Annotated in this window: 20 protein-coding genes; all 20 read right to left on the bottom strand. The window is 47.3% G+C overall.

Annotated features, from left to right (window positions below; translation table 11 throughout):
* Positions 1–65: 65 nt before the first annotated feature.
* The 20 genes from ACSQ2E_RS02915 to uvrA all read right to left on the bottom strand — a co-directional run bounded on the left by ACSQ2E_RS02915 (position 66) and on the right by uvrA (position 18,892).
* Positions 66–1,577 carry a tetratricopeptide repeat protein gene (locus ACSQ2E_RS02915; RefSeq protein WP_435989268.1) on the bottom strand — a complete coding sequence of 504 codons (1,512 nt, stop codon included), beginning with the start codon at positions 1,575–1,577 and terminating at the stop codon, positions 66–68.
* A gap of 125 nt (positions 1,578–1,702) precedes the next feature.
* On the bottom strand, positions 1,703–2,332 hold the full coding sequence (gene hisIE / locus ACSQ2E_RS02910) for a bifunctional phosphoribosyl-AMP cyclohydrolase/phosphoribosyl-ATP diphosphatase HisIE (protein ID WP_435989267.1): 630 nt from the start codon (positions 2,330–2,332) through the stop codon (positions 1,703–1,705).
* Positions 2,329–3,087: an imidazole glycerol phosphate synthase subunit HisF gene (gene hisF, locus ACSQ2E_RS02905; protein WP_435989266.1), complete on the bottom strand. Its 759-nt coding sequence runs from the start codon at positions 3,085–3,087 to the stop codon at positions 2,329–2,331. The genes hisIE and hisF overlap by 4 nt, the downstream gene beginning before the upstream one ends.
* Positions 3,081–3,815 carry a 1-(5-phosphoribosyl)-5-[(5-phosphoribosylamino)methylideneamino]imidazole-4-carboxamide isomerase gene (hisA, locus tag ACSQ2E_RS02900; protein WP_435989265.1) on the bottom strand — a complete coding sequence of 245 codons (735 nt, stop codon included), beginning with the start codon at positions 3,813–3,815 and terminating at the stop codon, positions 3,081–3,083. Before hisA ends, hisF begins: the two co-directional genes overlap by 7 nt.
* Entirely contained in the window at positions 3,812–4,447 is a 636-nt protein-coding gene (gene hisH / locus ACSQ2E_RS02895; protein ID WP_435989264.1) for an imidazole glycerol phosphate synthase subunit HisH, read from the bottom strand. The genes hisA and hisH overlap by 4 nt, the downstream gene beginning before the upstream one ends.
* 3 nt (positions 4,448–4,450) lie before the next feature.
* A complete protein-coding gene (gene hisB / locus ACSQ2E_RS02890; protein ID WP_435994368.1) occupies positions 4,451–5,035 on the bottom strand; it encodes an imidazoleglycerol-phosphate dehydratase HisB in 585 nt (194 codons plus the stop codon).
* Positions 5,036–5,094: 59 nt separating this feature from the next.
* Positions 5,095–6,369: a histidinol dehydrogenase gene (gene hisD, locus ACSQ2E_RS02885; RefSeq protein ID WP_435989263.1), complete on the bottom strand. Its 1,275-nt coding sequence runs from the start codon at positions 6,367–6,369 to the stop codon at positions 5,095–5,097.
* A 170-nt stretch (positions 6,370–6,539) separates the two neighbouring features.
* Positions 6,540–7,163 carry an ATP phosphoribosyltransferase gene (hisG, locus tag ACSQ2E_RS02880; RefSeq protein WP_034764282.1) on the bottom strand — a complete coding sequence of 208 codons (624 nt, stop codon included), beginning with the start codon at positions 7,161–7,163 and terminating at the stop codon, positions 6,540–6,542.
* Complete coding sequence (locus ACSQ2E_RS02875; RefSeq protein WP_435989262.1) at positions 7,160–8,347, bottom strand: ATP phosphoribosyltransferase regulatory subunit; 1,188 nt, start codon at positions 8,345–8,347, stop codon at positions 7,160–7,162. Before ACSQ2E_RS02875 ends, hisG begins: the two co-directional genes overlap by 4 nt.
* 342 nt (positions 8,348–8,689) lie before the next feature.
* Complete coding sequence (locus ACSQ2E_RS02870) at positions 8,690–9,229, bottom strand: acyltransferase (RefSeq protein WP_060672556.1); 540 nt, start codon at positions 9,227–9,229, stop codon at positions 8,690–8,692.
* The gene (gene ppaX, locus ACSQ2E_RS02865; RefSeq protein ID WP_435989261.1) at positions 9,226–9,876 is read right to left on the bottom strand and encodes a pyrophosphatase PpaX; all 651 of its coding nucleotides are present in this window, start codon (positions 9,874–9,876) and stop codon (positions 9,226–9,228) included. The genes ACSQ2E_RS02870 and ppaX overlap by 4 nt, the downstream gene beginning before the upstream one ends.
* A complete protein-coding gene (locus tag ACSQ2E_RS02860; RefSeq protein ID WP_061810174.1) occupies positions 9,848–10,813 on the bottom strand; it encodes a nucleoside recognition domain-containing protein in 966 nt (321 codons plus the stop codon). The genes ppaX and ACSQ2E_RS02860 overlap by 29 nt, the downstream gene beginning before the upstream one ends.
* Before the next feature lie 19 nt (positions 10,814–10,832).
* Complete coding sequence (lgt, locus tag ACSQ2E_RS02855; protein ID WP_435989260.1) at positions 10,833–11,669, bottom strand: prolipoprotein diacylglyceryl transferase; 837 nt, start codon at positions 11,667–11,669, stop codon at positions 10,833–10,835.
* A gap of 31 nt (positions 11,670–11,700) precedes the next feature.
* On the bottom strand, positions 11,701–12,636 hold the full coding sequence (hprK, locus tag ACSQ2E_RS02850) for an HPr(Ser) kinase/phosphatase (RefSeq protein WP_435989259.1): 936 nt from the start codon (positions 12,634–12,636) through the stop codon (positions 11,701–11,703).
* Between the two features lie 127 nt (positions 12,637–12,763).
* A complete protein-coding gene (locus ACSQ2E_RS02845; RefSeq protein WP_435989258.1) occupies positions 12,764–13,414 on the bottom strand; it encodes an alpha/beta hydrolase in 651 nt (216 codons plus the stop codon).
* Between the two features lie 101 nt (positions 13,415–13,515).
* On the bottom strand, positions 13,516–13,872 hold the full coding sequence (locus ACSQ2E_RS02840) for a phage holin family protein (RefSeq protein ID WP_435989257.1): 357 nt from the start codon (positions 13,870–13,872) through the stop codon (positions 13,516–13,518).
* Positions 13,872–14,075, bottom strand: coding sequence for a PspC domain-containing protein (locus tag ACSQ2E_RS02835; RefSeq protein ID WP_061810172.1), 204 nt, complete (start codon positions 14,073–14,075; stop codon positions 13,872–13,874). The genes ACSQ2E_RS02840 and ACSQ2E_RS02835 overlap by 1 nt, the downstream gene beginning before the upstream one ends.
* A 21-nt stretch (positions 14,076–14,096) precedes the next feature.
* Positions 14,097–15,227 (bottom strand): DUF4097 family beta strand repeat-containing protein, encoded by a 1,131-nt coding sequence (locus ACSQ2E_RS02830; protein ID WP_435989256.1) that lies wholly within the window; start codon positions 15,225–15,227, stop codon positions 14,097–14,099.
* A 22-nt stretch (positions 15,228–15,249) separates the two neighbouring features.
* Positions 15,250–15,564, bottom strand: a complete 315-nt coding sequence (locus tag ACSQ2E_RS02825) for a DUF4870 domain-containing protein (RefSeq protein ID WP_061810170.1) — start codon at positions 15,562–15,564, stop codon at positions 15,250–15,252.
* A 454-nt stretch (positions 15,565–16,018) separates the two neighbouring features.
* Entirely contained in the window at positions 16,019–18,892 is a 2,874-nt protein-coding gene (uvrA, locus tag ACSQ2E_RS02820; protein ID WP_435989255.1) for an excinuclease ABC subunit UvrA, read from the bottom strand.
* Positions 18,893–18,894: the final 2 nt, after the last annotated feature.

Below are 18,894 nucleotides of genomic sequence, written 5' to 3'. Positions count from 1 at the left end.
ATCCATAGTATGAACTTTATACACCTATCCTATAAAAAATACGTTCACATCGTCCAAAAATATGCTCATGGAAGGTAACTTTCCACGACCGCTATATATTTTGTCAGGGTGCTCGTGGATAAGTCGAACCGGTCGCAAAGCTGCTTCTTCGTCACCTTTTCATTCCGCAGGCGACTCCAGACAAATTCTGTTGCTGCTGCAAATGCTTTGGCATTCTTGAAGGTTTCCCGTTCTTTGATGCCCCGGTAGGCGATTGTGAACCACGTCAGGAACAAACCGGATTCCACGCTCGTGATCGGATGATGATCGCCATATAGATGAAGGGCGACCTGATGCATATTTTGGATTTCCTGATTTACTTTGATCGAGCTGTTGCCGTTACTATTCAATACCTGCGCCAAATACACCTTCTCGACAATCGACAGGTCCTCTACATCACAAAAATCTGCGTGAGTAAGGATGGCCCTTTGATTATCAGAGATGGACGTCAGGAATAGGCCGAATAATTTCTCTTCCGTATACTCACTTTGAAGCTTTTTTAAAATGGATGTGACGTGATTTTCAAAGCCTTCTTCCTGTTTTTGGTCGTTCCAAGGCTCGAGCCCTTCTTTTTCAGGGTTGATATCAAGTACCTTTTTCCACGCATTGCGGGCCGTATCTTCATGACCCGTTTCATAAGCTGAATAGGACAACCAGTAATAGAAGCTCGCGTCACCTTCGAAGCCGATCTTCTGAAGGGACTTCAACCAGTCATACGCACGCTTTGAATGCCCCACAAGTGCAAACGTGGCCCCAAGCTTGTAACGGTGCTCATGAAGCAGGGGACGGACCTTCTCGAGACCCTGGATCAATTCATCCAGCTCATCATGGCGCTTTTGATAGAAATAAAAGACGGCCGTATTGCACAGTGCATGAAGATTACCCGGATTCTTCTCAAGCACCTCTTCCAGAGTGGCGGTTGCTTTATCCACTTCCCCCAGATAGAAGTAAGCAAGGGCCAGATTATTATAAGCGGACCAGAATTCCGGATAGTCCCGTATGACCCCCTGTAAGGTATCCACGGCTTTCTGAAAGTGACCGGATTCGAGGAGCTCCCTTGCTTTCTCCTGTTGGACGATGAGCTCATCATGCTCATATAGATCATCCACAATCAAGTCGGAATCAAGTTCCAGAAGTTCCAGTAAGTCTTCGGCATCCTCGACGAATTCACCGTATTCTTCTTTATTAAGATATGTGGAGACCTGTTCATACGCCTCTTTAAATAAGCCAAGGTGGGCATAGTTATTGGCTAAGAAATAATGGCATTCCGTCATATGGGGATCGAGATCCTCTATTATGTTATGCAATAAATCATTGGAACGCTTGTATTCGCCCAGTTCTGTATACACAATCGATAATTGACAGGCAATCATCGGTTCAATCGGTTCTAATTGAAATGCTCTATTTAGATATTTTAACGATTTCTTAAGTTCACGACGTTGATAAGCTTTCATCCCTTTATTGTAGTAATACTCACCAGTCGGGACAAAAGACAACACTTTCGCTTCTTCACTACTTAATTTTGACCCTTTTCTCATCAAAGTCCTCCGAAACGTTCATAGTATAACTACAGTAGTATATCATACAATACACCCGTACTAAACTACCATATTTTGAGGGACGGACCTTCGCGCCAGGCGCGAAGGTCCGTCCCTCAAGAGTGTTATTTATTATGACGTTCCACGAGGACACCCAACACATCTTCGAGTGGAAGTTTTTGTTCCCTTAAAAGGACGAGGACGTGGTAGAGGAGGTCGGCGACTTCCCATTTTAACTCTTCACTGTCCCTGTTTTTTGCGGCAATGATCACTTCTGATGCTTCTTCTCCTACTTTTTTAAGGATTTTGTCGACTCCTTCTTCAAATAGGTAGGTTGTGTATGCTCCTTCAGGTCGCTCGATTTCACGATTTTCGATGAGTTTTTCAAGAGTGGGAAGAATATTTTCTTTTGATAATCTCTCCTCACCAAAGACTTTTTCATGGAAACAACTGTCCTCACCCTTGTGGCAGGCAGGACCTTTCTTCGTGACGCGGACCAGAAGGGCATCTTGATCGCAATCCCACATGATATTCTCGACCGTTTGTGTATTCCCGCTCGTTTCACCCTTATGCCAAAGTTCTTGGCGTGACCTGGAATAGAACCATGTTTCCCCGGTCTCAACGGTTTTCTTAAGTGCTGTTTCATTCATATAGGCTAATGTCAGTACATCCTTCGTTACAGCATCCTGTACGATGGCGGGCACAAGGCCTTTGTCGTCGTACTTCACGGATGTGATCCAATCAGTGTTTGTCATCGTACGTGCACCTCTTCTTTCCGTAAGTAGCTTTTCACTTCTTCTACACTCGTTTCTTTATAGTGAAAGATGGAAGCTGCCAGGGCCGCATCGGCTTTACCTTCTGTGAACACATCTTTAAAGTGGGCGGCATTCCCGGCACCGCCGGATGCAATCACGGGAATCGACACCGCTTCGCTGACCGCCTTTGTAAGAGCCAGGTTAAAACCCTTCTTCTCTCCATCGCTGTCCATGCTTGTCAGTAATATTTCCCCCGCTCCGAGTGCTTCTACTTCCTTCGCCCATTCAACGGCATCAAGGTCTTTCAGCTTCCTGCCTCCGTGGGTGTAAACCTTCCAGCCCTTGGTTCCTTCGTCATATTTGGCATCAATTGCCACTACGATACATTGGGAGCCGAAGTAATCGGCCCCTTCCCGGACCAGTTCAGGCCGAAGTACGGCTGCTGTGTTCAGGGAGACCTTGTCTGCCCCGGCCCGGAGGATCGCTTTCATATCCTCCACCGAATTGATCCCTCCACCCACTGTAAAGGGAATTGCTAATTCGGCTGCCACATGTTGAACGACCTCGACCATGGTTTTGCGGCCTTCGTGTGAGGCGGATATATCCAGGAACACCAGTTCATCCGCACCTTGCTCATCGTATACTTTGGCAAGTTCAACGGGGTCTCCCGCATCCCGCAGTTCCACGAACTGGATGCCTTTTACTACCCGGCCGTCCTTTACGTCCAGGCAAGGTATGATACGTTTCGTTAACATGACCTCACCTCGTTTACAGCCTCACCGACAGTGAACTTCCCTGTGTAAAGGGATTTCCCGCAAATGGCACCTGAAACACCACGGGATTCATATTCCTTTAACGTCTTTAGATCTTCAAGTGAGCTAATGCCTCCAGACGCAATCACTGATTTTCCCGTTTGTTCGGCAAGATCCACAACTGCTTCAACATTGGGACCAGATAGCATTCCGTCTGTGGCAATATCGGTGAAAATGAATGTTTCCGCACCGGCTTCAGCGAGTTCCTTTCCAAGATCGACGGCTTTAAGAGCAGAGGTTTCCAGCCAGCCGTGGGTCGCCACATAGCCATCCTTCGCGTCAAGTCCGATGGCAATCTTATCACCATATTCCCGAAGCCATTCTTTCACTAATTCCGTGTTGGAAACAGCAATGCTGCCAATGATGACCCGGTCGACACCCCTGTTCAAATAGTGTTGGATATCCTCTTTGGATCGGATGCCGCCTCCAATTTGAACCTTGGCATCGAGTTTTTCTGCAACGGCAATCACGAATTCGTCATTGATCCGGGTGCCTTCCTTTGCCCCGTCAAGATCCACCATATGAACCCACTCTGCCCCTTCACCTGCGAATTTCTTTGCCATATCGAAAGGGGAGTCTCCGTACACCGTTTCCTGATTATAATCCCCTTGCACCAATCGTACGCATTTCCCGCCCCGCATATCGATGGCTGGATAAATCGTAAAACTCATGAGACCCTCTCCTTCACTCGCTTTGTAAAGTTTTCTAACAGCTGCATGCCAAGCTCCCCGCTTTTTTCAGGGTGGAACTGCATGCCGTAAATATTGCCACGACTCACGACGGCAGGGATTTCCACTCCCGCATAATCTGCGCTTGCCGCAATCACGTCTTTGGATCCTTCATGCACGTAATAAGAATGCACGAAGTAAACATATCCTTCCATTAACCCTTCTAAGAGGGTAGAGCTTTTCTGGTAACGGAGAAGATTCCAGCCCATATGAGGAACTTTATAGGCATTCCCTTCTCTGTCCTCTTTCGGGATGCGAAGCACTTCCCCAGGCAGCAGAGCCAATCCTTTCGTCGTTCCATTTTCCTTACTTTCCTCAAATAGGAGCTGCATGCCTAAACAAATGCCAAGGAGCGGCTTGCCGCTTTCCGCAAACGTCAGGATGGTCTCTTTTAAATGGGTGGTTTCAAGGAGACTCATGGCATCCTTAAAGGCCCCGACCCCGGGCAAAATCAACCCATCGGCTCTCAATAACTCTTCTTGTACATCACTTATAAAGTAAGGGACGTTCAATCGTTCCAGTGCTTTACTGACGCTGAACAGATTTCCCATTCCATAATCCACAATTCCGATCATGAATCATAACATTCCCTTCGTTGATGGTACCCCTTTTACCCGGGGATCGATCGTGGTCGCTTCATCCAGGGCACGTCCCAACGCTTTGAAGATCGCTTCAATAATATGGTGGGTATTGTGACCGTAATGCACAATGACATGAAGGTTCATCCTTGCTTCGATGGCCAGCTTCCAAAGGAATTCATGAACAAGCTCCGTATCAAATGTCCCCACTTTCTGACTGGGAAGCTCTGCACGGAATTCAAGGTGAGGACGGTTACTCAGGTCCACCACGACTTGAGCCAGGGCTTCATCCATCGGGACCATGGCCGATCCATAACGCTTGATTCCTTTCTTGTCTCCGAGTGATTCAAGCAATGCCTGTCCGAGGCAGATGCCGATATCCTCTGTCGTGTGATGATCGTCGACCTCCGTGTCCCCTTTTGCCTCAATCGTACAATCAAATTGTCCATGCTTCGTGAACAGATCCATCATATGACTCATGAACGGGACCCCTGTCTCGATCTTCGAATTCCCTTCCCCATCGATTCCAAAACTCAACCGGATATCTGTCTCATTCGTCTTACGCACAATCTCTGCACTTCTCACCATGATGTCCTCCTTTTTTTGGAGGGACCGACCTCCTGTTGGAGGTCCGTCCCTCTTCTCTATTTCTCTTTATCGAATCGTATTTCCACAGCCCTCGCATGGGCTTCAAGACCCTCTAAGCGGGCAAGTTTAGCGATTTTCCCATAGTTTTTCTCCAGTGCCGTTTCACTATAGGATATGACACTTGTCTTTTTCATGAATTCATCCACATTCAATGGACTTGAGAAACGGGCTGTCCCGTTCGTTGGGAGTACATGATTCGGTCCTGCAAAGTAATCCCCGACAGGCTCGGAGCTGTATCGTCCAAGGAAGATCGCTCCGGCATGGCGGATTTTCGCCATCGTTTCAAAGGGCTTATCCGTCAAGATTTCCAAATGCTCAGCCGCGAGCTCATTGACGAGCCTGATCCCTTCTTCTATATCTCCCGTCACATAAATGGCACCGTAATCGAGGATGGATTGACGGGCGATCTGTTCCCGCGGCAGAGTAGCCAGTTGACGCTCTACCTCAGCGGATACCTCTTTTGCAAGTGCCGATGAAGGGGTCACCAGGACTGCTGAGGCAAGCGCATCATGCTCTGCCTGGGAAAGAAGGTCTGCAGCAATTTCATCTGCCCGCTGATTTCCGTCTGCCAGGATCACGATTTCACTCGGTCCGGCAATCATATCAATATCCACATCACCGAACACTTCCCGTTTCGCCAAGGCGACGTAAATGTTCCCCGGCCCCGTTATTTTATCCACGGGTGTGATGGATTCCGTCCCGTATGCAAGTGCGGCTACAGCTTGGGCACCACCGACTTTATAGATTTCCTCCACTCCTGCTACCTTCGCGGCCACGAGAACACCCGGAGATAACGTTCCATCCTTGCCTGGAGGTGAAACCATTGTAATTCTCTTTACTCCGGCCACTTTTGCCGGCAGGACATTCATCAATACGGATGATGGATAGGCTGCAGTTCCACCCGGAACGTACACACCAACCGAATCAAGGGGTGTGAGCTTTTGACCTAACATCGTTCCGTCTTCATTTGTCGTGAACCATGACGACCTCTTTTGCTGTGCATGAAAGGCACGAATATTATCAGCCGCTTCTTCAATGATGGAGACCATTTCCGGATCGAGAGAGGAGAAAGCTTCCTCAATCTCACTCTCAGACACTTTGTAGTTCTCTAAATGGACTCCGTCGAATGTCTCTGTATACTCACGTATGGCTTTGTCTCCATCTTTTTTCACGGAAGAAATGATCCCCTGGACCGCCCTGCGCTGCTCCTCCGTACCACTATCCACAGAACGCTTAATCGACGCCCCGCTTATATCCCTAATAATCTTCACAGAATTCACCAACCTTTATGAGGGACGGACCTAGTATCAGGACCAGTCTCCCTATGTAATCATATATTTTGAGGGACGGACCTCGATTTTCACCGATCATCCGTCCCGAAAACTTCTTTAATGCCTGCCAACACTACATTCCGGACTCGAACAAGAGAGGTCCGTCCCTCTCACCCGATGATGCGTGTGAGTCGGGTGACGAGGTCTTCGATTTTTTCGTCTTTCATTCGGTAGCTGACAGGATTGACGATGAGTCGCGAGGTGATGCCGACGATGGTTTCGTATTCAACCAGGCCGTTTTCTTTCAGGGTGCGGCCTGTCGAGACGATATCGACGATGCGGTCGGCAAGTCCGATCAATGGGGCCAGTTCGATGGATCCGTTTAATTTAATGATCTCCACCTGCTCTCCCTGTTCCCGGAAATAGGATGAAGCGACATTCGGATATTTAGTCGCAATCTTAGGCGCCACATCACTCATCTTCGTATTCGGCAGTCCCGCGACCGCCAGGTAACATCCGCTGATTCGCAGATCGAGGAGCTCGTAGACGTCCCTTTCTTCTTCGAGCATGACGTCCTTCCCCGCAATCCCTAAGTCAGCGACTCCATGTTCCACATAAGTCGGGACATCCATCGGTTTGGCGAGGATGAAACGCAAGTCCTCCTCAGGCACTTCGATGATGAGCTTACGTGAATCATCGAATTCAGGCGGAAGATTGTAATCGGCTTTCCTTAATAGCTCCACTGCTTCTTCGAATATCCTGCCTTTAGGCATGGCAATGGTTAACGAACTCATGATGTCTCACCGCCTTTCCGGTCCTGCCCCACGACGAAGTGGACGTTGCTGAATCCCTTCGTGAACTCGTCCACATCTCCAACACCCTTCCAGTTCTGCAACACAACCTCGACCCCTTCATTTCTCAAGTCACGCGCCAGGCTGATGGCTTCTTTCCTGCGCTCATCACTGAACAGTACACATTGCTGAAGAGTGGAAGATAATTCTACCTTCATGGCTTCCAGTACGTAGTCAAGACGTAACCCAAAGCCTGTCGCACCGGAATTCTTGCCGAACTTTTCAAGGAGCTTATTGTAGCGTCCACCATTTCCGATGGCAAACCCTACATTTTCCCCGTACACTTCAAATAAAATGCCGGAATAATAGCTCATATGGCTGACAAGGCTCAAGTCGAATTTGACATATTTCTCGACTTCATAATCTTTTAAAATACGCCACAGATCCTTCAGCTGTTCCAATGCACCCAGTCCTTTTCCTCCTTCGAGGAGGGCATGCGCTTCACCGAGCACATCTTCTGACCCCCTTAATTGCAGGAACCTGAATAGCCGCTCTTTATCAATGGATGACAGGGCCAGTTCATTGACATGCTGACGGTAGCCGACATAATTTTTTTCATATAAATATCTTCTTAACGTGTCTGCCCGTTCTTCGGTCCCGACGATTTGAGTGAACAGTTCCTGTACGAATCCGATATGCCCAATGGAAATCTTGAAATGCTCCAAGCCTGCTTCTTTGAGGACCGACACCATAAGGGCAATCACTTCGGCATCGGCACTGACGGAATCATCCCCGATGCATTCGATCCCTACCTGTTCGAATTCTGCCGGCCGCCCGCCTTCACGCTGCTGGGCCCTGAAGACTGAATTGGAATAGGCAAGTCTGAGAGGCGCTTCTTCTTTCAATAACTTCGATGCTGCAATCCGTGCGATTGGGGCTGTCATGTCCGGCCTCAACACAAGTGTATGCCCCTGTTGATCCAATAGCTTGAATAATTGTTGATCGAGGATCGCCGATGCTTCCCCGACGGTCTCATAATACTCCAGGCTCGGGGTTTCAATGAACCGGTAACCCCACAGTTTCATGGCCTGTTCCATTTTCTTTTTCGTCTGATCTTTGATCTCATATAAATCAGGAAATGTATCTCTCATTCCCAATGGCTTCTCGAACATAAATAACTTAGTCATAAGAACCACCTTTGGCGTATTAATTCATCTATTTTTCCCTTAATGAGGGATTGTTACTACTTCTCGATTATTCAGAAATCCTTTAGTTCGCTAATGTGCTAATAAAATAAAGTTAGTTGTAGTGTAGCGTTTCTTTTTTTATTCGTCAACCGTTTTTAAGGGGTGAACTATCGGTGGGAGTACTGCTGGAGTTGGAAGGTGCTGAGGGGGTGCTGAGTTATCTGCCGTTTTCAAAAAATATCTGATTATACCTGCCATTCGACAAATTCCGCCTTACTTCCTGCCCTTTTCGCAAAAATAAAAAAGGCAAAGACAGAATCCACTCTATCTTTGCCTTTTCCCTTATTCTTCTTTATTCAACCCATAGATGCTATCTTCCCGCCATCTTTCGGCCAACTCGTCTTTCGTATAGATGACTTTCATCGGGTTCCCCCCGACGAATGCCCCTGCCGGCACGTCTTTATGTACAAGGGTTCCTGCTGAGACGATGGCACCGTCACCGATCTTCACACCTGGTAAAACCGTCGTGTTGGCCCCGATCATCACTTCCGATCCGATTTCCACCTCACCAAGGCGGTACTCTTTGATCAGATATTCATGGGCAAGGATCGTCGTATTATACCCGATGACCGTGTTCCGTCCCACGGAAATCTTCTCCGGAAACATCACATCCAGCATCACCATCAGGGCGAAAGACGTGTGTTCACCGATCTTCATCCTTAGAAACGTCTTGTACAGCCAGTTTTTCATTCCTAAAAATGGCGTGTAACGGGCAAGCTGGATGACGATGAAATTTTTGACGACCTTCCCGAATGGCACGGTTTTGTACACATGCCAGAGGGAATTTGCTCCTTCAACAGGATAGCGGGTCGTCCGTCTCATACAGTCGGGACTCCAACAATCGCTAATAAATCCCTCATATTTTCAAGCATGAAGTCCGGTTCATAGTGTGCAAGATGTTCTCTTCCCTTGGCACTCCAAGCAACGCCTGCAGACAGGACGCCTGCATTTTTCCCGGCTAAAATGTCGTGGTGGTTGTCTCCGATCATGATGGTTTCACCAGGTGAAGATCCCAATGCGACCAATGCTTTCTCGATCGGTTCAGGATGGGGTTTCGCGTTCTCCACCTCATCCAGGGTGATGATGACGTCAAAGAAGGGACGAAGATTCATCAGATCCAATCCTTTCAATACCACATCACGGACCTTCGTCGACACGATCGCTAATTTGTATCCATTGTCGTAAAGGGTCTTCACGGTTTCATAGACTCCCTCAAACTCTGTCACGAGGGAATCATGATGCTCGTGATTGTAAGCGCGGTAGTGAGCGCACATTTCTTCCATCTTATCGGGGTTCAATCCACCGAAGGACTCTTCAAGAGGCGGCCCCATAAATGGGTGAACGTCTTCTTCCCCGTATTGCCCCGGATAATAATGATTCAATGTATGCAAAAAGGATGAAATGATCAGATCATTCGTGTTGATCAATGTCCCATCCAAGTCAAATAGAATTGTTGTAATCCTGCTCATAATGCAGCTCCTTTTCTTTCTTAGCATCAACTTTATTCCAGATATAAGCGACCAGCATGGTTAACAGGATCGCAGTCACCAGCCTGATCAAAAGAAGTGGCAGTACAGGTATGCCGAGGGGGATGAAGATCACGGTATCCTCCACCACTGCGTGACACGCCACTAAAAAGAGGAAGGCGATCGTGACATCTTTTTTACTGACCCCGTCTTCCTTGACTGCCTGGATCATGACACCCGCCCCGTAGGCGAGACCGATGACGAGTCCCGCCACCATCGTGGTCGACGTATTCTCATTCATCCCGAGGGCCCGTGTAGCTGGGGACATCCAGCGGGAAAATGCGTCCATCCATTTCAAATCTTTCATCACCTGGATGATGATCATCAGAGGGATGACGATCAGGGCCAATTGAAGGACACCGAACCCAGCTTTCTCAAGGCCAAGCAAGACGATCTCTCCCCAGCCATCGGGCTCCGCCTGTTGTGGGGGCATCATCCCATACTTGGCAATATCAGATCCCCCGCTCCATACGAGATTGATGATGACAGCAGACAGGAGAGCAAGTCCGATCCTTACCGTGACAATCAGCCAGATCTTCACGCCCACTTTTGATGCCACCGTCGATTCAATGAACAGATTATGTGAGAAAGACAGCATGACCGCAATGATGAATACTTCCTTCACCGTTAAATCAAGGGACAATATCCCTCCGATCCCTGCATATAGGTTAAGGAAATTTCCAAGGACAAGGGGAATCGCCGCATCACCAGAAAGACCGAGTAACCTCATGAACGGCGAGATTTTCTCCATGATCCATGGCAGGACCGGCGTGTATTGCAGCAAAAAGACGATCAGCGTGATGGGAAAAATGACTTTCCCCAGCGACCACGTTGTTTTCAATCCTGTGAGTCCGCCATTTTTCAAAGATGACATCCACATAGTTTCTTCTCCCCTTTTATTATGCGTTCACTGTATCTGTCTTTTCATCGTACGCCTTTTGGGCAAGACCCGCTTTTCTTCTGTAAACGAACACAGCGATTGCGGCAATGATCAGGACGATGGAAATCACTTGAGCGAATCGCAAAGACCCGAGCATCAGACTATCCGTCCTTAAACCTTCTACATAGAATCGCCCGATTGAATACCAGATCACATAGACGAGGAACAATTCTCCCCGTCGCAGCCAGTCGGCTTTTCTTCTCAAGATAAGAAGCAGGATCAACCCTGCGAAACTCCAAAGAGATTCGTATAAGAAGGTAGGCTGGTAATAGGCACCGTCAATATACATTTGATTGATGATAAAATCAGGAAGCTTTAAACTTTCAAGGAATGAGCGCGACACTTCACCACCGTGTGCCTCCTGGTTCACAAAGTTCCCCCAGCGTCCGATCGCTTGACCGAGGATGATGCTTGGTGCGGCGATATCCGTCAGTTTCCAGAAAGACAAACCTTTTATTTTTGCAAAAACAACCGTGGTGAGGACGGATCCGATCAACGCACCATGGATGGCGATCCCGCCATTCCATACTTTGATGATATCCCCAGGGTGATCAGCATAATATTCGTCCCACTCAAAGGCAACATAATAAATCCTCGCACAAATAATGGCGATGGGAATCGCCCAGACGAGCAAATCGATGAAGGTATCGGGATGAAGACCTAAACGCTTGCTTTCACGAATGACTAAGTAAAGTCCCAGTGCAATTCCAAGTCCGATGATGACTCCATACCAGTGTACCTGGATCGGACCGAGGGAAATGGCAATAGGATCGATTGGCGTAATATTCTCGTTCATTGTGTCTCTCCTTTTTTATTATATGTAAAGCTCAGATATCTTCATTCTCCCCGTCTTCAATCACATCAGCCAGACGGTTTGTAAATTGTTCGGCTGCATTGACGCCCATTCGTTTCAAGCGGAAGTTCATGGCAGCAACCTCGATGATGACGGCAAGATTTCGTCCCGGACGGACCGGCACGGTATATTTCGTAATATCCGTATCGATGATTCTCATTTTCTCTTCTTCCAGTCCAAGGCGGTCGTACTGTTTCGTTTTATCCCACAGCTCAAGATTGATGCACAGGGTAATACGTTTGTAGCTTCGCACGGCTCCGGCACCGAACAACGTCATCACATTGATGATGCCGAGTCCCCGGATCTCAAGGAGATGTTCGATTAACTCAGGAGAAGTGCCGATCAACGTATCCATGTCTTCCTGTCTGATTTCCACACAATCATCGGCCACAAGGCGGTGCCCTCTTTTCACAAGTTCAAGGGCGGTTTCACTTTTCCCGACGCCGCTTTTCCCGGTGATCAATACACCGACCCCATAGATGTCGACCAATACACCGTGGACTGCCGTTGTAGGAGCAAGCTTACTTTCCAAGTAATTCGTCAGTCTTGAAGAAAACCGTGTCGTTTTCATGGATGATCGCATGACAGGAACATCATGTCGATTCGCTGCTTCCACCAGCTCATCCGGTATCTCCAGGTCTCTCGAAATAATGATACCCGGGGTGATATCTGTACAAAGCGCTTCCATCCTGCGCTTGCGTTCTGTTTCATCCAGCAATTCCAGAAAGGATAATTCGGTTTTCCCCAGTAATTGAATGCGTTCGGCGGGATAGTAGTTGAAATATCCAGCCATTTCAAGTCCGGGACGGGAAATATCACTCGTCGTAATCGGTCTATGTAAACCTTCTTCTCCACCGACAAGCTCCAAATTGAACTTCTCGACGATATCTTTAGTGCGAACTTTAGCCAAAAGTAGCTCCTCCTTCACGTTACACCGCTTCACATTTATAAGCGTACTCTAACCTATTTTAGCAATAATGGAGAAAAGCGCAAGGAGGCTTGCTTGGTCAAACGAATGAAGAAAAGCGCAGCACAGGCTACGCTTCTGAGAATGCTTTGATGATCGACATGATCTCTTTATGGGTGGAGATGGAATCGAGAACCTTGAAGCCATGTTCAAGGCTGTGGTTGACCCCTTTGACCAGATGCACCTCCAGGCGTTGATTCCTTTTAAGTTCATTGAATCGCCCCTCATCATAATGACGATCCTCATCCCCGATGATACAAAGGCCCTCCTGCTTACAATCCAACATGGCCTGAAAGATTTCATCCTCTTTCAGAAGGGGGGTCAACCAGATGAACTTGGCATCCTGCAAGGACTCCCTTACTGCTTCATTACCTAAAGCCAGTGTGCCGAACGACTTAGCCACTATGTGGATATGCGGATAGGCATGCTTCTGCAAAACCTGACCGATGATTTTATTCACATCGTGCTTTAAAGCATCGTCCACCTCTTCTACAGAAAAATTTTCGTAGTCCGCACCCGTATATTGATAGTTAACATGCAGCACGTCATATCCTTTCTCCAGATAAATGCCTGTCGAATAATGAAGCAAAGGTGCCTGCACGGTGTAACCGATCCCCGGCAAGAGGATGGCAATCCCTTCAGCCTTTACTCCCTTAGATAATAGTGTGTACGGTACATCGATTTCCCCATACCCCTTGATCACACCCGCTGTCATTTTCAAATGACCCCCTCCTCTTTCCAAGTATTTCTATTTCAAAATAGAAAACCCCTTTTTTGATCATAAAAAAACTCCGGCTTGAGAAAACCGGAGTTCTTTTTCATTCATTTCTCTTTGATCGGGTCGAGGACCGCTTTCTGGATGACCAAATTGGCAAGTGACAAAATGATTGATGCCAGAAACGCCATGCCGAAACCTGATAGTTCAAAACTGCTTCCCATCAGTCCATCTGTCAGTAATAACGTGATGGCGTTGATGACAAATAGAAACAGTCCCAGTGATAAAATCGTGACCGGCAATGTCAGGATGATCAAAATGGGTTTCACGAGCACATTCAGAATCGACAGGATAAAGCTCGCTCCAATGGCCGCTCCGATCCCCGACACTTCAAACCCGTCAAAAAAGCCGGCTAATGCAATAAAGATCACTGCATTGATTAAAATTCCAATAATCCATCTCATTATCTGATGGCTTCCTCCTCATGTGGCAGCACGAAGGCCAATAAACCATATACAACAGCCAGAGGGAAAAATCCCGTTGGAATGAGCAGGATGATGAAGATCACCCTAAGGATCGTTGAATCAATCCCTACATAACGGGACAATCCTCCAATCACCCCTGCAAGCTTTCGGTCAGACCTTGATCGTGCTAATCGTTTTTTCATCGTTATTCCTTCTTTCTCATCTTATGCGTTGTCCTTATTAACATTCTTCTGTTCATGTTTTTTTATGAGGACAGATCCTGCTTTTGTTTCCGCAAAAAGATGAAGCTTATCGGCTGAATCAGTCTTACGGCTGAATCGGATCGATTTCTGCACCACTTCATTTTTTTCCTCTAATACATCAATACCCTGCAGTTCGACCTTGAAACTACCGAAATTCGATTTGGCTTCTCCGGAAATATTGATGTTTTCAGGAACAAACAAATCGATATTGCCCGTTACTGTTTTCGCATATACCGTATCAGATTTCTCTCCGGTCAGTGCACATACGATATTTCCATTCAGGGATTGAACATCTGAGTAGGAGATATCCCCTTCAACGTGCACTTTGCCGTTAATGGATTCCGCCTCCACATGATCTGCTTTTGCGTTTAAAATGGAAATCGCACCGTTAGACGTTTCGACTTCCGCTTTTTTCGAAGTCAGGCGGTCGATCTGGATCTTCCCATTGGCAGCCTTCGCGCGGAGGTCCTGAACCTCTAAATCCCCGGCTTTTAACCCACCATTGAATAAACGGACAGAAATCCTTTTATACTGGTGTTTCGGGATATATAGCTTGGAGTCTACCTTCATCCACTTTAATTGCGTCGAGTAATAAAGTGTATCCCCATCGATGGCAAAGGACGTATTCTCCATGAACTGCTTTCTCGCTTCTTCTTGATCTTCCGTACGATACACCTTTGCTTCACATTCCACCCGGACTTCCTCACCATCCCATGGAATAAGCTCCACCTTCCCATTGGCCACATCGATATCGATTTTTTCAAAGTCCGTATTCGGCTGTTGGTAGACATGGGACAATTCTACCGATTGATTCCATTGAAAGTCGAAGTCGAAACTCTTGATCTTAGAGAGAGCCGAGTTCATAAAATCAAGGAGCTTATCTTTCGGATTCCCTGAATGGGTTGAGTGCTCTTTTTCACCCTTTTTTTCATCCTGAAAAATGGATACAAACTCATCAAGGAAATCCTTCTCTTTTTTCGGCTTGGATGTATGCGGCTTTTCTTCAAGTGCTTCCAGCAATGCCACAGCTTCTTGTGCCGAAATCGTTCCATTTTCCAACATATCCAAAATGCGTTTACGTTCTTCATTCATACTCTTTCATCCCCTTTATTGATTATAAAAGTACTTTGATGCCCTTATACACATTCCAAATGACCACGACAACACTGAGTAATATGGCTAAACCGATCATAATGACGGTAAAAACCGGCAATCCTGCACCACTTGCGAAAACCCCCATATCCATAACCAAACCTGCGAACACAAGGGGAACCGCTATGACCGGTAACAAGTGAGATAAAAACGCTGATTTAGCGTCCTTTTTCACATATGGATGATCTGATACAAAATAGACGATCAGGGGAAAAAGGAAGCCGGCAAAAAAGATACTAAAATAGCATAGTGCTGACAGTACCTTATTGGTCTCCATCTTCATCATCTCCTCTACTATTATTTACGATACGCTGGGCAAAAAGTTTCAATGCATTTGTTATAATCTTATTTTCTCATATGGGAAGTGTGATTCGACTCCATCTGGAGGCTGAGTTTGGATAGGTATGGGGAGGTGTTTTGGTTGTGTTAAGATACTCCTAATGAAGTGAGTGGTAGTTGATTTCCGCTGCAGGTGCTCGCTTTCCGCGGGGCGTGAGTTGAGCCTCCTCAGGCTTTGCCCTGCGGGGTCTCAACCTTCCCGCTTTTCCCGCAGGAGTCGAGCACCTTCCGCTTCAATCAATTTTCCAAGCTTGTTTTTCCAACCTGAAACTCAGTCATAAACCATCATGTAACAATGACAGCCCCCCTTACTAAAATAAAGATGAAGTGAAAACTCACGCCCTGTTCATTGTTCGAAAAAAGAGAGATGCATGGTGCATCTCTCTTCATGTTTAGTTTGTGACTTCTTCTTTTTCGCGAATTTTCTTTTTCATCCGTTCACGATCGCGTTCGAGTACGGGTTTCAGGTATTTACCTGTATAGGAACCTTGTACTTTGGCCACTTTTTCAGGGGTGCCGGTTGCGACGATTTTACCGCCTTTGTCCCCTCCTTCCGGACCAAGGTCCACAAGGTAGTCGGCTGTCTTGATGACATCGAGATTGTGTTCGATGACAAGGACGGTGTCCCCGTTTTCAACGAGTCGTTGAAGGACGACAAGGAGACGGGCGATGTCATCGACATGAAGTCCTGTCGTCGGCTCATCGAGGATGTAGAGAGAGCGGCCAGTCGAACGGCGATGCAATTCAGACGCCAGTTTCACACGCTGGGCTTCCCCACCTGATAACGTAGTGGCCGGCTGACCCAATGTGATGTAGCCTAGACCAACATCAAAAATGGTCTGCAGCTTACGTTTGATCTTAGGGATGTTTTCAAAGAAGTTCACAGCATCTTCGACGGTCATTTCAAGGACGTCGGAGATATTTTTATCTTTGTATTTCACTTCAAGTGTTTCACGATTATACCGTTTCCCGTGGCAAACTTCACAGGGAACGTACACATCCGGCAGGAAGTGCATTTCAATCTTGATAATCCCGTCTCCGCGACAAGCTTCACAGCGGCCACCCTTGACGTTAAAGCTGAAGCGACCTTTTTTATAACCACGGACTTTTGCTTCGTTAGTGGTGGCAAATACATCTCGGATATCGTCGAACACACCGGTGTACGTAGCCGGATTGGACCTCGGCGTACGGCCGATCGGTGATTGATCGATATCAATGACTTTATCAAGATGCTCTATGCCCTTCACTTCTTTATGCTCACCAGGCTTTGATTTCGCATTATGAAGCTTTTGAGCCAGTGACTTGTGAAGGATTTCATTGATCAGCGTACTCTTCCCTGATCCTGATACCCCGGTCACAGCTGAAAAGATCCCTAAAGGTAGCTTGACTTTGACGTTGCTCAAATTATTTTCCTTCGCACCCACAATCTCCAGGTAACGGCCGTCGGGCTTACGTCTTTCCTGTGGAAGAGGGATGAATTTCTTCCCTGATAAATACTGACCGGTCAATGAGTGAGGATCATCCATTACTTCCTGTGGTGTTCCTGCTGAAATGACTTCTCCACCATGAACCCCCGCTCCAGGGCCGATATCAATCAGATGATCCGCAGCCATCATGGTGTCTTCATCGTGCTCTACAACGATCAACGTATTTCCGATTTCACGCATATTCTTTAACGTATCGATCAGACGATCATTATCCCGCTGATGCAATCCGATGGACGGTTCATCGAGAATGTAGAGAACACCCGTCAGACGTGAACCGATTTGAGTGGCCAGACGAATCCGCTGTGCCTCCCCGCCTGATAACGTCCCTGCCGCCCGGCTGAGAGTCAGATATTCAAGACCTACATTGACAAGGAATCCAAGGCGTTCACGGATTTCCCTCAGGATAAGGTTGGCGATCTTCATATCTTTTTCAGATAGCTCAAGCTTATGGAAGAACTGCTCCGCTTCTTCAATCGAAAAAGCCGTTACTTCGCCAATATGAAGGGAATCCACTTTCACAGCGAGGCTCTCTTCTTTTAAGCGATGGCCGTTGCAGGCAGGACAGTCCTGCTGCGCCATGTACTTTTCCATCTGCTCCCTGATATAATCCGAGCTTGTTTCACGGTAGCGGCGTTCCACATTTGGGATGACCCCTTCAAAGCGAAGATAGTTTTCCCGGACCTGGCCGAAATCGTTCTCGTAACGGAAATAGATTTCATCCTTACCCGATCCGTAAAGGATCTTATCCATTTGATGTTTCGGGATGTCCTTTACGGGGATATCCATGGGAATCTCATAATGGTCACAGACCGCTTTCAGCAGGGATGGATAATATTGAGAACTTGTCGGTTCCCAAGGAGCGATCGCATGCTCATCGAGGGTACGGTCCCAATTTGGGATGACGAGTTCTTTATCCACCTCAAGCTTGGTTCCCAGTCCGTCACAACTTGGGCATGCCCCGAACGGACTGTTGAAGGAAAACATCCTTGGTTCAAGTTCAGTGATGGAAAATCCACAGTATGGACAGGCATGATGTTCACTGAATAACAGCTCATCTTTCCCGATGACATCGATGATTACCTGACCATCCGCCAGTCTCAGTGCCGTTTCAAGGGAATCGGAGAGGCGTGCTGCCACTCCTTCCTTCACTACGATCCGATCGATGATCACTTCGATGGAGTGCTTTTTATTTTTCTCCAATGAGATCTCTTCCCCAAGATCCTGTACCTCACCATTGATACGAACCCGTACGAACCCCTGCTTCTTGATGTCTTCCAGTGTCTTTGCATGGGTGCCCTTCCGGCCTGAAACAACGGGTGCAAGTACTTGCAGTTTCGTTCTCTCTGGATACTCAAGGACCCTGTCCACCATCTGTTCAATCGTCTGGGAAGTGATTTCAATCCCGTGATTCGGACAGATCGGTTTTCCGACCCTCGCAAACAGCAGACGAAGATAATCATAAATCTCCGTTACGGTTCCAACTGTTGAACGGGGATTGCGGCTCGTCGTTTTTTGATCGATGGAAATCGCCGGTGATAACCCTTCGATGGCGTCGACATCGGGCTTATCCATCTGACCGAGAAATTGACGGGCATAGGCAGAAAGGGATTCAACATATCGTCTCTGTCCCTCTGCATAAATGGTATCAAAGGCAAGGGAAGATTTCCCCGAACCCGATAGTCCGGTTAAAACGACCAGTTTATCCCGTGGGATATTGATATCTATATTTTTTAAATTATGAGCCCTAGCTCCTTGTACGATTATTTGATCCTGCGCCATAA

The organism is Rossellomorea sp. LjRoot5 (genome assembly GCF_964253455.1).
GTDB lineage: Bacteria > Bacillota > Bacilli > Bacillales > Bacillaceae_B > Rossellomorea.
The sequence above is the reverse complement of the archived record's forward strand: the minus strand, read 5'-3'. Positions and strand labels throughout refer to the sequence as shown.